This is a genomic window from Sphingobacterium populi (assembly GCF_001586775.1).
Lineage (GTDB): Bacteria > Bacteroidota > Bacteroidia > Sphingobacteriales > Sphingobacteriaceae > Sphingobacterium > Sphingobacterium populi.
This window is the reverse complement of the sequence record NZ_LQXS01000002.1, coordinates 463,743-477,524: the sequence shown is the minus strand read 5'-3', so window position 1 is coordinate 477,524 and position 13,782 is coordinate 463,743. Positions and strand designations below refer to the sequence as shown.

14 protein-coding genes are annotated in these 13,782 nt (G+C 43.5%); 7 read left to right on the top strand and 7 right to left on the bottom strand.

Annotated elements, in window-relative coordinates:
- Nucleotides 1-160 precede the first annotated feature (160 nt).
- Entirely contained in the window at nucleotides 161-1,480 is a 1,320-nt protein-coding gene (locus A0125_RS06380) for a hemolysin family protein (protein ID WP_066753748.1), read from the top strand.
- A gap of 11 nt (nucleotides 1,481-1,491) precedes the next feature.
- Here the strand turns inward: A0125_RS06380 and A0125_RS06375 are convergent, their stop codons facing one another.
- From A0125_RS06375 to A0125_RS06360, 4 genes are read right to left on the bottom strand one after another with little or no spacing between them, the layout of a single operon-like run.
- Entirely contained in the window at nucleotides 1,492-2,271 is a 780-nt protein-coding gene (locus tag A0125_RS06375; RefSeq protein WP_231863145.1) for a hypothetical protein, read from the bottom strand.
- Between the two features lie 17 nt (nucleotides 2,272-2,288).
- Entirely contained in the window at nucleotides 2,289-3,122 is an 834-nt protein-coding gene (pyrF, locus tag A0125_RS06370) for an orotidine-5'-phosphate decarboxylase (RefSeq protein WP_066753746.1), read from the bottom strand.
- A gap of 5 nt (nucleotides 3,123-3,127) precedes the next feature.
- Nucleotides 3,128-3,739: a TlpA family protein disulfide reductase gene (locus A0125_RS06365; protein WP_082784957.1), complete on the bottom strand. Its 612-nt coding sequence runs from the start codon at nucleotides 3,737-3,739 to the stop codon at nucleotides 3,128-3,130.
- An 11-nt stretch (nucleotides 3,740-3,750) separates the two neighbouring features.
- A complete protein-coding gene (locus tag A0125_RS06360; RefSeq protein WP_066753742.1) occupies nucleotides 3,751-4,494 on the bottom strand; it encodes an RluA family pseudouridine synthase in 744 nt (247 codons plus the stop codon).
- A 115-nt stretch (nucleotides 4,495-4,609) separates the two neighbouring features.
- Here A0125_RS06360 and panB point away from each other — a divergent pair, with 115 nt between their 5' ends.
- The 6 genes from panB to A0125_RS06330 are packed head-to-tail and all read left to right on the top strand — an operon-like array spanning nucleotide 4,610 to nucleotide 9,710.
- Nucleotides 4,610-5,425 carry a 3-methyl-2-oxobutanoate hydroxymethyltransferase gene (gene panB / locus A0125_RS06355; protein WP_066753740.1) on the top strand — a complete coding sequence of 272 codons (816 nt, stop codon included), beginning with the start codon at nucleotides 4,610-4,612 and terminating at the stop codon, nucleotides 5,423-5,425.
- Nucleotides 5,426-5,431: 6 nt separating this feature from the next.
- A complete protein-coding gene (locus A0125_RS06350; RefSeq protein ID WP_156472440.1) occupies nucleotides 5,432-6,031 on the top strand; it encodes a hypothetical protein in 600 nt (199 codons plus the stop codon).
- Between the two features lie 8 nt (nucleotides 6,032-6,039).
- Entirely contained in the window at nucleotides 6,040-6,798 is a 759-nt protein-coding gene (pxpB, locus tag A0125_RS06345; protein ID WP_082784927.1) for a 5-oxoprolinase subunit PxpB, read from the top strand.
- Complete coding sequence (locus A0125_RS06340; protein ID WP_066753736.1) at nucleotides 6,779-7,777, top strand: 5-oxoprolinase subunit C family protein; 999 nt, start codon at nucleotides 6,779-6,781, stop codon at nucleotides 7,775-7,777. Before pxpB ends, A0125_RS06340 begins: the two co-directional genes overlap by 20 nt.
- Nucleotides 7,774-8,538 (top strand): LamB/YcsF family protein, encoded by a 765-nt coding sequence (locus tag A0125_RS06335; RefSeq protein WP_066753734.1) that lies wholly within the window; start codon nucleotides 7,774-7,776, stop codon nucleotides 8,536-8,538. The genes A0125_RS06340 and A0125_RS06335 overlap by 4 nt, the downstream gene beginning before the upstream one ends.
- Nucleotides 8,535-9,710 (top strand): NRAMP family divalent metal transporter, encoded by a 1,176-nt coding sequence (locus A0125_RS06330; RefSeq protein WP_231863144.1) that lies wholly within the window; start codon nucleotides 8,535-8,537, stop codon nucleotides 9,708-9,710. Before A0125_RS06335 ends, A0125_RS06330 begins: the two co-directional genes overlap by 4 nt.
- A 14-nt stretch (nucleotides 9,711-9,724) precedes the next feature.
- On the opposite strand, the gene A0125_RS06325 is transcribed toward A0125_RS06330, so the two are convergent.
- From A0125_RS06325 to A0125_RS06315, 3 genes are all read right to left on the bottom strand, one after another.
- Nucleotides 9,725-10,327, bottom strand: a complete 603-nt coding sequence (locus tag A0125_RS06325; RefSeq protein WP_156472439.1) for a TetR/AcrR family transcriptional regulator — start codon at nucleotides 10,325-10,327, stop codon at nucleotides 9,725-9,727.
- A 126-nt stretch (nucleotides 10,328-10,453) separates the two neighbouring features.
- The gene (locus A0125_RS06320; RefSeq protein WP_066753726.1) at nucleotides 10,454-12,289 is read right to left on the bottom strand and encodes a glycoside hydrolase family 2 protein; all 1,836 of its coding nucleotides are present in this window, start codon (nucleotides 12,287-12,289) and stop codon (nucleotides 10,454-10,456) included.
- A 68-nt stretch (nucleotides 12,290-12,357) separates the two neighbouring features.
- Nucleotides 12,358-13,773, bottom strand: a complete 1,416-nt coding sequence (locus tag A0125_RS06315) for a Gfo/Idh/MocA family oxidoreductase (RefSeq protein ID WP_066753724.1) — start codon at nucleotides 13,771-13,773, stop codon at nucleotides 12,358-12,360.
- Nucleotides 13,774-13,782: the final 9 nt, after the last annotated feature.

Sequence of the window (13,782 nt, the reverse complement as noted above, 5' to 3'; positions counted from 1 at the left end):
ATTAGGTCGTGAATGAAAAATTCACGACCATTATTTTTCTCGACAGTTGCTTTCCCCAATCGCTATACAAATCACTTTACTAATACACTGCTTTCTATAAACTTGAAACAAACAAACTTTACGAAACTTTGTCCCTACTAAATACATGGTATAGAAACCTATGATTACAGAAGTTGGTATTATCCTCTTATTAATATTATTGAATGCCATATTAGCGGCATCCGAGACAGCCATATTAGCCAGTCGAAAATCAAGACTGCAAGTCGGTGCCCGCAAAAATAGAAGTACCGCCGCCGCTGTATTATTACTAAAAAATAATCCAAATCGTTTTCTGCTGACTATACAAATTGGCATTACTTTAATAGGTATTCTTATAGGCGTGATCAGTAGCGGTCACATCGCCACCGCGCTGGCTAATCGTCTAGCAGAGATCACGTGGCTCGCACCGTATAGTGTACCAGTAGCGATTACAATGATCGTTTTGGTGACTACGTATCTGGCATTGGTCGTTGGCGAATTGATTCCAAAACGCATGGGCAACGCCAATCCCGAGCGCTACGCTACGTGGATCGCCAAACCCATGATGGTTTTGAATAAATTGATCCGCCCATTTACATGGTTACTCAATAAATCAACCGATATCATCAGCGCTATTTTCAAAATCAGCACCGTACGTGAGACCGTTACCGAAGAGGAAATCAAAGCACTCGTAGATGAAGGAGTAAGCAGTGGAATCATTGAGCATATTGAGCATGATCTGGTAGATCGAATCCTAAGCTTAGGCGATAAGAAAGCTATCAACTTGATGGTGCACCGCAGCAAGATCACGTATCTCGATATCAATAATAGTTTCGAACAGCACCGGGAGTTTATCTTGAGTGCAGAGCATACCGAATACCCGGTGTGCGATGGATCTTTTGACAAAATCATTGGAGTAGTACATAGCAAAGCACTATTTAAGGCGTACCTCACTGGCAGTGTGTTGAATTTAGAAGAATTGATGAAGCCAATACCTTTCGTACACGAAAATAGTTTTGCATATGCTGCCTTAGAATCATTAAGGCAATCAGAGGTAACTCAGGCTGCAGTAGTAGATGAATATGGTAGCCCGCAAGGTATCATTACAATGTATGACATCATGGACAATTTGGTCGGCGGATTTGCGGTCGAGGATATGAGTGACCATAAACACATTCGCCAGCGCACAGATGGTACCTACATAGTAGATGGAAGTTATCAGATCGATGATTTTTTCCATTTCTTCCATCTCGTTCCTTCAGAGAAGGAGCAAAATGATCTCGCAGGCACTACTACGGTGGCTGGCTTGGTATTTCTACTATTAGACCAGATTCCAAAAGAAGGCGATACAATATCGTTCCAACACCTAACCTTTGAGGTCATTGACATGGATGTTCACAGAATTGATAAATTGTGTGTTAGCCTATCGGAGCGTCGTGATGAGGAGATATCCGATCTATAAAATAGCACGTGCTACTTCGAAAACTTATAAATCAATCCCAGGGTGAATACAGCATTGCCCGCTTTCAAATAATTATTATCGACCACACCAATGTTAAATCCATTGGTGTATTGGAGTTGGAATGATCTGTTGAGCTGCATACGAGTGTAGAAGACAGGCTCGATAAACAAATTCTCCTCCATAGGCGATGTTATCCCATCAATCCAGAAATCTTTCATACGAATGAAACTTCCGCGAATGGCTGTTCCGTAGCTGAATTCTCGGGATCGGCCAAATAATCGTACGTTTTCGCGCTTGCGTGATATATTGGCTTGCACAAAAATCTTTTCAAAATCCATCTCCCGAATCTCAGTTGGCATCATACCAGTCGTTGTGGCACGTGTATCTGCATCGCGCGCATTGCCCAATCCATAACCAGCATATAATTCGAAAATACGATCCGATTTTTTGCCGAAAGTGGTGAAGTAGCCCAGCCCGCCTTCGTACATGTATTGTTTGTATTCCTGATTTCCTGATGAATTATCTACATACGACCCATTAGCCATCACGGCTACATGCTTGCCGACAGCGACAGCGAGATTGCCACTGGCATTTCCTTTAATATTGCTGTGCGCTGCTGCATATACTTCTCCTTGATTAGCAAACATAGGCGTAGCAGGTACATTTGGTTGGTAGATAGAGCTACATCCTGATAATACGAACGCAGCAAGCAGGTATAAGAGAAGAAAATTCTTATTCATAGAATCAATTAAGGTGATGCGCAACCATACCGAAATACTGTGCCAAATCATCTTAATGGAGTTTAACGCTAAATAATTCCTTTGCGAATCAACTCGGCTTCCATCTGTTTTTGTACTTTAATCGCTTCCTCGCGCGCTTTGTCCGCAAAATCGCGACCGCTAGAAGCATAAATGATTGCGCGTGTACTATTGACTAGCAAACCGCATTGCGCATTCATACCGTATTGACATACTTCTTCCAACGATCCGCCCTGCGCTCCTACTCCAGGCACCAATAGAAAATGATCTGGTGCATGTGCGCGAATGTTCAGGAAAGCTTCGCCACGAGTGGCTCCTACCACATACATGATATTATCGGTACTGCCCCACGTATTCACTTGATCGATTACTTCTTCAAACAGCTGTTTGCCAGCTTTATCTGAAAAATTTTGGAAATTTTTGCTCCCTGCATTGGAGGTTAGTGCCAGTACGATTGCCCATTTGTTCTCAAATTCCAAAAATGGCGTGACGCTATCTTCTCCCATATAGGGCGCGATGGTAATGGCATCAAAATCTAAACCAGAAACATTGGAGTCGAAGAAAGCTTGCGCATACATTTTAGAAGTATTGCCAATATCGCCGCGCTTAGCATCGGCGATGCGAAGTGTGTTTTTTGGAAGTATCTCGCAGGTTTTACGAAGTGATTCCCATCCTTTGGTGCCGTAGCACTCATAAAAAGCGATATTAGGTTTGTAAGCGACGCATAAATCTTCGGTAGCCGCCACGATTTCTTTATTGAACGCGAAGATAGGATCTTCCTCTCCCAGAAGATGCTCTGGAATCTTGGTTAAGTCGGTATCAAGCCCGACACATAGAAAACTTTTCTTACTTACAATTTCTTTAAACAAAGATTCTCTAGTCATACAACTTATTCGGCGGCTAATTTTTTTAAATAATCAACAAACTCTGGGTCACTATAATCGGCCATTCCTTTATGCGTAAATACGCGCTGTCCATGTTTGTCCAATACGACGGTAGCAGGAATGGCGCCACTCATCCAGGTAGAAGGAATCGCACTTCTTGGCACAAAAATCGGCAAATCCAGCTTTTGCTTCTTCAAGAACTCCTGCGCAACAGCCATATCACCGTCTACCTCTACCAACATAAATTTGATATCATCTTGCACGCCGATGTTCTTGATCATGGTTTGAATTGAAGGCATTTCGGCCACACAGGGACCACACCAAGTTGCCCAAAAATTAATAAACACGACTTTCCCTTTGAGATCCTTCGTGTGAATCATTTGACCATCAACATCCATCAGTTTAAGACCTTCAGCGCTAGCAACCACATCGGAAGTACGCTCACGCTCATCATTGCTTGCCGGATTTGTTTCGATCTTTGGTTTGAATAAACCAATTTTCATAAGTCCCTGTTGCAATACTGCTCGGCTGGCAGGCCAAAACATCAACAAAATGAGCACAACCAGTATACCGTATACTATCTTACTTCCTAAAGAAAATCTAGGCTTATTATCCATCGTCATCGTGTTTATAGATCAAATTTCTCCAACTGCTTTAGCAAAGTAGCGAAATCTTTTGGGTAATCGGCTTCGAAAGCATATTCCTTACCGTCGATAGCGAAAGCTACCGATTTGGAATGCAAGGCAAAGCGTTTCATGATAGGTTGCTCTTCTTGGCTTTTGGAAAGCGTAAAACCTCGCTTTTTGATCTGCGACAGGTACACAGGCTTGCCTTTGTACATCGCATCGCCTACAATCGAAGCGCGCTGCGTGGCCAGATGAATACGAATCTGGTGCATACGACCTGTTACTGGCCGGCATTCGACCAATGTGTAATGCTTGAAGTATTGTATGCTTTTGAAGAACGTCTCTGCGCGCTTTCCATTTGCCCGATCGATGGATACATTTTTATTGCCTTGATTTAAGATCGGAAGATCGACCAACAAATCGTCAAAGGTATGTGTACCTTCGATAATGGCATGGTATACCTTGCGCACGCGTCGTCTTTCAAATTCGATGGATACGGCACGATAGGTTTCTGGGTTTTTGGCAATCAATAATACACCCGACGTGTCCTTATCTAGACGATGACACACCTGCGCATCCTCGTGATAGCGTTTCGCTAATCGTAAAATATTGATTTCATCGCCCTCTCGCTGATCTAATGACGATACAAAGGGTGGCTTATTGATGACGATCAGATTCTCATCTTCATGGATAATCAGATCTTCAAATTTCGGAAATTTGAAAAGACGTACGTCGGCTTGAATCATGTGGCAAAAATACAAATAAGCAGAGACTTTTAGATTATCTTCCCAAAATACCTACTTTTGCTTAGTGCACATAGCCAATCTGCTATGCATTTATTTCATTAAACACATCAAGTACATGTCAGTCCACAACGTTATAAAGAGAGTCACTACATCTAGTTTACAAAGTATGAAACAACGCCAAGAGAAAATCAGTATGCTCACCGCGTACGATTATTCGATGGCGCGTGTGCTGGATGAGGCAGGCTTAGATGTTTTACTAATTGGTGATTCAGCAGCGAATGTTTTTGCAGGCCATGAGACGACTTTGCCTATTACGCTCGATCAGATGATTTATCACGCGGCGTCGGTAGCACGTGCCGCAAAACGCGCTATGGTCGTAGCCGATTTGCCCTTTGGCACGTACCAAGGCGCTGTACATGATGCATACAACGCGGCTGTGCGCATGATGAAAGAATCAGGCGCACATGCCTTGAAATTGGAAGGCGGTGTGGAGGTGATTGACAATATTCGAAAGATCGTACAAGCAGGCATTCCTGTATGCGGACACCTCGGCCTGACGCCGCAATCTATCTACCAATTTGGTGACTTTGGGGTGCGCGCGAAGGAAGAAGCAGAAGCTGCGAAACTAAAATCAGACGCGTTACTTCTTCAGGAAGCAGGCTGTTTTGCCGTGGTACTGGAGAAAATACCTGCTCAATTAGCTAAGGAGGTGTCGCAATTGCTCAGGATCCCAACTATTGGAATTGGAGCTGGCAATGGCTGTGATGGACAGGTGTTAGTGGTGAACGATCTGCTGGGCTTGACCAAAGATTTTAAGCCTAAATTTCTGCGCAGATATCTTGATTTATATAGCGATATTAGTAAAGCCGCATCGCAATATGTCGACGATGTGAAATCTGGAAGCTACCCGAATGAATCCGAGCAATATTAATCTCCTATGCTAAAGATCTTATTTATAGGCGCCCTTCTTGGCATGTTACTGTACTTCAGCTTCAGCCGTTTGAAGCGCTCTTTTGGCACGGCTTCAATAAAAAAAATCCGTCCTGGATATATTTCGATAGAAGCAGATCCGACAGACACCAAACGGGCAATTCGCTCTACAGCGCTAACGGTAGGTACGGGCGGCATCCTATTACTTATCATCTTGCTACTAGGATTAAAAATCAAGATCTTACTCATTTTATTGCCTATAGCACTGTATCTCATTTGCCAGATCTTCTTGCTCGCCAACCACATGAATGCGATTCGTAAACGAAAAGTATGGTTCAATCCTCAGACCTCCGACTTGTGGATTGAAGACAGCGCACAGGGTAATTACTCGGTGAATATATACCGAGATATCACAGCGGTAAAATCCATTGGTGCAATTCAGCAAAATCGAGATGTGTTTTTTGGCTATCACGAATTGATGACCACAAAAGGATCAATCCGCCTTTCGTCGTTACTAAGTGAGAATCGACAAAACAATTTTTTCTTTGATACACTCCGAGATGGATTCGATGTTAAACCACATCGTTCTCTATTTCCCCTATTGTAAAATTCATTATGGATGCCCTACCTCTTAACGCGAATGATTTATTTGGATATTATGCATTGGGAGAAAAGGCGGTTACTATCGTTTTCGGAGACCGTATAGATCCCGCAATTCCTCCAAAAATACGATTTGTTGAAAATTTGCTAAAGCATGCCCCCTTTCCCGGCTTGCTGACTACCGTAGCAGCGTATACGACGCTGTGCATACAGTACGATCCTTTTGTTCTAAAATCTGCGTACGACATAGGTGCGCAGAGCACAGCTGAATGGATATTCGACCATATCAGTATACTTATGCAGCAGCAACCTTCACAAACGGAATTCATGACCGACGTTCTCAGCATACCAGTATGTTACGGTGGTGAGTACGGTCCGGATTTAGAGCATGTCGCAGCACATACAGGGCTTAGCGCATCAGAAATTATCAAACGCCACACATCTACTACATATCTTATTTATATGATGGGTTTTTTGCCAGGATTTCCATATCTCGGTGGACTCGACCCATCTTTAGCGACGCCACGAAAAACGACACCACAACAAAAAGTACCCGCAGGATCAGTAGGAATCGCAGGCGCACAAACTGGCATCTACCCTTTAGAGAGTCCTGGCGGTTGGCAACTCATTGGGCGTACGCCCCTGCCACTTTTTGATCCTGAGCAGGCATCACCTATATTGCTGCGAAGCGGTCAAGAAATTCGTTTCGAAGCTATGGATCACTCCCATTTTGACGCATATCGACAAGATTGTTATGGCAATAAAACTTCTTAAAGCAGGACCATTCAGTTCTATTCAGGACCTAGGGCGTCTGGACTATCTGTCGTTTGGTGTGCCTAAGGCAGGTGCGATGGATACCTTATCAGTTCGTATCGCCAACGAGGCTCTCCGCAATGCAGCCCAAGCCGCTGTAATAGAACTAACCTATGCACAGGCTGAAATAGAAATCCTTTCAGATATGTTGTTAGCGTATGCTGGACAAGGCGCTGTGTTGGCTAACGGAAAAATCCCTTTACCAGCTAATCGCCCACTGGCACTGGTGAAAGGCACACGATTAAAATTAATCCCTGACGGAATGGGATGTAGAACTTACCTTGCCACCACCGGCGGATGGGATGTTCCAATTGCTATGGGAAGCAGGAGCACTTATTTGCAAGCCAAAATCGGCGGTATAAATGGACGGCTGCTTCAGAATGGCGATATACTGTGTGCCACAGCGTGGACCACGGAACATCAGTCTTTCTTCACGCAGTTGCAACAAAGCAATCGCAGCTTTCCGCTTTGGTATATCGGATCAGGTAGAAATTTGACGACGCCAGATATACCAGTCATTCGTGTAGTACGTGGACCGGAAGCCGACTGGTTTAGTACAGAAAGCTGGCATAAATTTCTTTCTTCGGCCTTTGAAGTGGATCGCAATAGTAACCGCATGGGTTACATCTTGGAAGGACATGATATCCAACGGATCAATAAAGCAGAATTGCTTTCGACTGCGGTATTACCAGGCACGATACAGATACCCGGAAATGGAAGGCCGGTACTTCTAATGGCAGATTGCCAAACCACGGGCGGATATCCTCGTATAGCGCAAGTAGCCGCTATTGATCTACCGCTTTGCGGACAATTAAAACCGGGTGATCAAATTTACTTTCAGGAGATTTCGACCAAAGAGGCTGAAGTTTTATATCTTGATGAACAATACTATTTTCAAAAAATAAGAAGAGCAATCGACCTCCGATACTACACCAAATGAAGTACAGCATTGATATAAACTGCGATTTGGGCGAAACGCCGGGATGCCAGACCAATACACAAGATGAAGCTTTACTAAACTTGGTTTCGTCGGCCAACATTGCGTGTGGGTTCCATGCTGGCGACGCGATGCGCATGGAAATAACCGTGGCTGCAGCGCTACGCAAAGGCGTTGCTATTGGCGCACATCCAGGACTAGATGACAAAGCTAATTTTGGACGAAAACCGCTACCTATTGTTCCTAAAGAAGCTTATCAATTAGTGCTTTATCAAATAGGCGCATTAGCGGCATTTGTTCATGTTGCAAAAGGTACTCTAAAACATGTAAAACTCCATGGTGCGCTCTATAATATGGTAGCCGAAGATCGCTCTCTTTCGGAGGCTATTGTACGCGCGATCGTAGATTTTGATCCATCGCTTAAGTTATATGCTTTAGCAGGTAGTGTTACGGTGGATATTGCGAAAGAGCAAGGTATTAAAGTAGTACAGGAAGGTTTTGTCGACCGACGTTATCAATCGGATGGCACATTGGTCTCGCGTCAAAACCCGTTGGCCATAATTAGCGATAGAGAAGAAGCCTTGGAGCAATCCATCCTGATGATAAAGCATAAAGCCGTCCGCAGTATTAATGGCACACAGATACCTCGCGACATAGAAACCATTTGTATTCACGGAGACGGAGAGCATGCGCTTTCATTTGCTGAAGACCTAAACACCCACCTCCGAAAAGAAAACATAGAAATTAACGCACCTATATCATGAAAAAATCGAATTGGGGAGCGCTGTTGAGCGCAGCATTTCTGATGGCGATTTCTGCGATCGGACCAGGTTTTCTAACACAAACCGCTTTATTCACCTCACAATTGGGCGCGAGTTTCGGATTCATTATCCTTGCTTCTATCTTGGTCGATATTGTTGCTCAGATGAATATTTGGCGTGTAGTAGCTGTAAGCGGATCACCTGCTCAAGAGATAGCAAATAAATTATTACCTGGTCTCGGGTATGGATTGGCTGCTATGGTGGCTTTTGGAGGTTTGGCTTTTAACATTGGGAATCTTGCAGGTGCCGGCCTAGGTTTACAAGTCCTATTTGGCATGGATGTTACCCTGGGAGCCGTATGCAGCGCTATCATAGCGATTGGGATTTTTTTATATAAGGAAGCAAGCCGAGCGATGGACATCTTTGTCAAAATCCTCGGTGTTATGATGATTTTTCTCATGCTTTATATCGCATTTAAGAGCAACCCACCCTTACTCGAAACAGCAGTGCGCACTGTTTCACCTCAGCACTTTAGTTTTACGGCACTTGTCACGATAATCGGTGGTACTGTAGGTGGCTACATCACCTTTGCAGGCGCACATCGGCTATTGGATCAGGGCATACATGGCGTTGATAATCTACGTACGGTAGATCGCGGCGCAATAAGTGCTATAGGAATTGCTTCGGTAATGCGTATTCTGCTATTTATTGCGGCGCTGGGTGTCGTTTCGGCAGGTCATCTAATTGACCCGAACAATCCACCTGCTTCGGTATTCCGATGGGCCGGGGGCGCATTGGGATACAAAATATTTGGACTGGTGATGTGGGCTGCAGCTATTACCTCTGTTATTGGCTCTGCTTATACCTCTATTACCTTTATCAAAAGCTTCCATACTGTTATCCAATCCAATCTACGAGTGGTAACGGTCTGCTTTATTCTGATCTCTTGTATCTTATACGCATGCATTGGTAACCCCGTACAGACCTTGGTCGTAGCAGGCGCACTTAATGGGTTTATTCTTCCACTGGCTCTTGCGGTAATGCTTATAGCCGCACAACAAACTACGATTGTGGGTCAGTATCGTCAACCCATCTGGCTCACTTACGCTGGAATCGCTATCGCTATGATTATGGCGTACATGGGAGTTCAGACGTTATTCGAACTTTTTACCTGATAGCATTCGTATATTTATAATTCGACTGTTTGCTCTATATCGCTTAACATTCTATCAAACAGATCCAATACATGTTGGCGCTCTTGCTCATTTTGAAAATTAATTCCAAAAAATGGTTTTTTATTATGGTGCGAGTATGCAGAAAGATACTGTACACCACCTACCAATAAAGCAAATATAGCTTCCAGATCTATTTTAACCTCTGAGTCATCTAAGCTTTGACTTCTTCTTTGAATAAAATTTTGATCATTTTGATTTCGAAGTTTAGCATATTCTTGCAAGGCCGGAATTTTTGCAGAAAGCTCCCAAACGAGTACCTGACTTAGTAAAGGGTTAGCAAGTAATGTATTCATTCGTTGTTTTACAAAGTTTCCTATCGCTTGATCATCTTCTGGATCTACCGATGCTTCCTTAAACTGCACATCGTCCAGCTGTAGAAATTGAGCAATCATATTCGAAAAATTTCCGAAATGATAATAAAGTAATTTACGATCTATACCACTGTAGGCACTGACGGAGGCAACATTGACCTTACCGCAACCTTCTTCTATTAGGATATTACTTATCCCTTTTAACATTTTAGCTTTTGTAATTGTTGATCTTTTTCGTTTCATCATGATAAAGAGAAATTAGCCCTCTATCTAAATAAATTTAAATCTGCGGACGCTTAACATTTTGGTATCAAAACAAAAAAAAGTCCCTTAAATTATCATTTAAGGGACTTTTAAAAAGCTTACACAAAATCAATGTACATATAAAACGCTGTGCATTTTTTCGAGAGTATCCTCTGGAATTTTGATTACCTTTCTGTCGTACGTCATCAGACCATTTGTTTCTACCTCCACATCTGTTGTCTGCGTATATACCGCTGCCGACAATCCCTTAGGGATCAACTTAGAGAGGTCGTTTATTGCTTTTTGATATCGTTCTTTCAGTTCTTCTTTATTTTTAAACGACACATAGCCCCAGTTATCTTTATCTTGCCAAGTGTGTCCGTCGATCGGCAAACCAAATCCACCATATTCTCCTAAAGCAAGGATAAACTGATCTCCAAACAGCCGTGGATCGGGCATGGCGGCATCAGGATAGTTGTGTATATCTAATATATGACCAACATAGGCAAAATTGCCACCACTCGCACTATTAACCAAACGAGATGGATCATACGTCATCGTCCAATCGGTCATTTCCTTCGTTTTGAACTGTCCCCATGCTTCATTAAATGGTACCCAGATTACGATACTTGGAAAGTTGTGTAACTGATCCATGATGGATTTCCATTCTTTACGATGGATTGCCTCCGATTCTGGCGTACGGTCTTTATCGTGCTTTCCATTGGATATTTTTCCGGGCTGCATATCCCACGTATTACCTCCTAAATCTCCACTAGGCATATCTTGCCAAACTAAAATCCCTAAGCTATCACAATGGCGATACCATCGTGCTGGTTCTACTTTAATATGCTTACGAATCATATTAAAGCCCATTTCCTTCGTTTTAATAATATCGAATTTTAGCGCTTCATCCGATGGTGCGGTATGCAAACCGTCAGGCCACCAACCTTGATCGAGTGGACCGTAATGGAAAACGAACTTATCATTTAGGTACATACGTTGTATGCCTTGATCGTCGGCTTTCATACTGATTTTGCGCATAGCGAAGTAACTTTTTGCCTGATCTACGACTTTGCCACCTCGCAGTACTTTCACCTGTAGATCGTAAAGTTTGGGTTTATCAGGACTCCACAGTTCGATATTTTGTAGGGGCAGATCTATTGTACTGTTGGCCGCCGCCGTAGCTTCTGCGATTTTATTGCTACCGTCAAATGCTTCGACAATCAACTGGTCGCCTGATTGTGCCGCTTCGATAGTCGCCGATACCGATAAAGTTGATTTGTCTACATTCGGCGTTTGCTTGGTTGCTACGATGTACGTTTTCGGCACAGATTCGATCCATACCGTTTGCCAGATACCCGACACTGGTGTATACCATATGCCATGCGGATTATTAATCTGCTTGCCGCGAGGTTGTGGCCCATCGCTTGTAGGATCCCATACGCGAATCACGACTTCTTGCTTTTCTCCCTTTTTCAATGCTGCACTGATGTCCATAGAGAATGGGTCAAATCCGCCTTCGTGCTGGCCAATATGCTGACCATTGATGTAGACATCGCAGCGCCAATCTACTGCACCAAAGTGCAGTAAGGTTTTTCCTTTTTGCCAATTTTTGGGCACGCTTATTTCATTTTTGTACCATAGCGCTTGGTCTTTGCTAAGTGAACGACCTACGCCAGAAAGGGATGATTCGACGGCGAAGGGCACCAAGATATCTCCATCCCATTGCGTCGGTGCAGCCGATACGTTTTGCTCAACAATAGCATATTTCCACAGACCATTTAGATTTTTCCAATTGTCGGTTCTTTCTAACTGTGGCCGCGGATACTCGGGGTGCGGTTGTTTATAATTGAGGTTTTCGCCCCAAGTGGTCATGATCTTATCGCCTGCTGGCTTCCATTCTTGCGCTTTGGCCGAGGCAAAGCCGACCGCTACCACACAAGCTAAAATGCGTAGTTTGTTCATTATAGATGTTTTTCTGATGTATTACTTGATAGTATAATCCGTGATTGACAGCTGTTTGTAATGCGAAGCTATACTTTATAAAATTGTTCCCAACCTTTTGCAGGCGGCGGACCAACTAGCAGAGCATTAGCAAATTGATCGTTCGTGATTTCCTTCCGTACCGGATCGAAGTCCATTTTGGTATTAAGCCTTTGCGCGATTACTCCAAGACAGAATACTTGACTAAGCGGACCTGCTATATCAAAAGGAGAACGGGTTTTCTCTTCTCCTTTACAGGCTTTCAAGAAGTTGGCAAAGTGATTGGATGGAGATGCCTGCACTTCTGGCAAGCGGCGTTCCATTTCCTTCGCTTTGTCTTCTGGAATGATTGAGAGCGTGCTGCCATGCGATCCACCTTTGAAAGTCAAATCTTTACCGTAGATGATTTTACCGGGATTCAGTTTGGCAGGTTCTATCGCTCCTGTACTTGGCGGTGGGATATTGGGATCTAGCCCAGATACGCCATAGCCTTCGGGAATAGGTGGAAGATTATCGATACCATCGTACCAATTGATATCTAGCTTCGGCATATTCTTACGTTTTGGAAAGCTAAATTTTAGTGTAGAGGACATCGGAAAGAAGAAGGAATTATGTCCATCCAACATTACTGCCTCCACACGCGTTGGCAAACCTAACGCCAAAAATTCATGCGCCGTATCTAAAATATGTGCTCCCCAATCACCCAAAGCGCCCATACCAAAATCAAACCAACAACGCCATTGTCCGTTCACAAAATCTTTGTTATAATCGTGTCCTAAGGTTTGCATTTGCCATATTTCCCAATCTAAAGTACTAGGAATCGCTTCGGCTGTTGGAAATCGCTTGATATTTGGATCCCAACCATGCCAACGCCGAGGCATATTCATATGTGCATCGATACGCGTTACATCTTTGATGATCCCGGCCTCTTTCCATGCTTTAAATTGGAAATAGTTGGCTTCTGAATGCCCTTGGTTGCCCATCTGCGTAACGACATTATGGTGTTTTTTTGCCTTTTGCATCATCAGTTCAACTTCGTTGAATGTCTGTGCCATAGGTTTTTCAACATACACATGCTTACCTTGATCGATGGCTAGCATGGTGACTGCGAAGTGTGCAAAATCTGGCGTACCGATCGATACTGCATCAAAATCTTTTCCGGCTTCGTCAAACATCCGCCTAAAATCCTGAAACTTACGAGCATCTGGAAACATTTGAAGAATTTCCTGCGTTTGTTTGGCTCCCATGTCGACATCGCAAAGCGCTACCACGTTACATAAGCCAGTTTTATAAAGCTCTTTGATAATTTCAGCGGCACGATTACCAATACCAACACAAGCAAGATTGACACGCTCATTAGCCGAGGCTAATTGTACGTTACCTAGAACGCTATTCGATAGCAACATAGCGCCGCCAGCCATAGCAGTACGAGAAATAAAGCTCCTGCGCGATAAATAATGATTCATAGTTCGTTT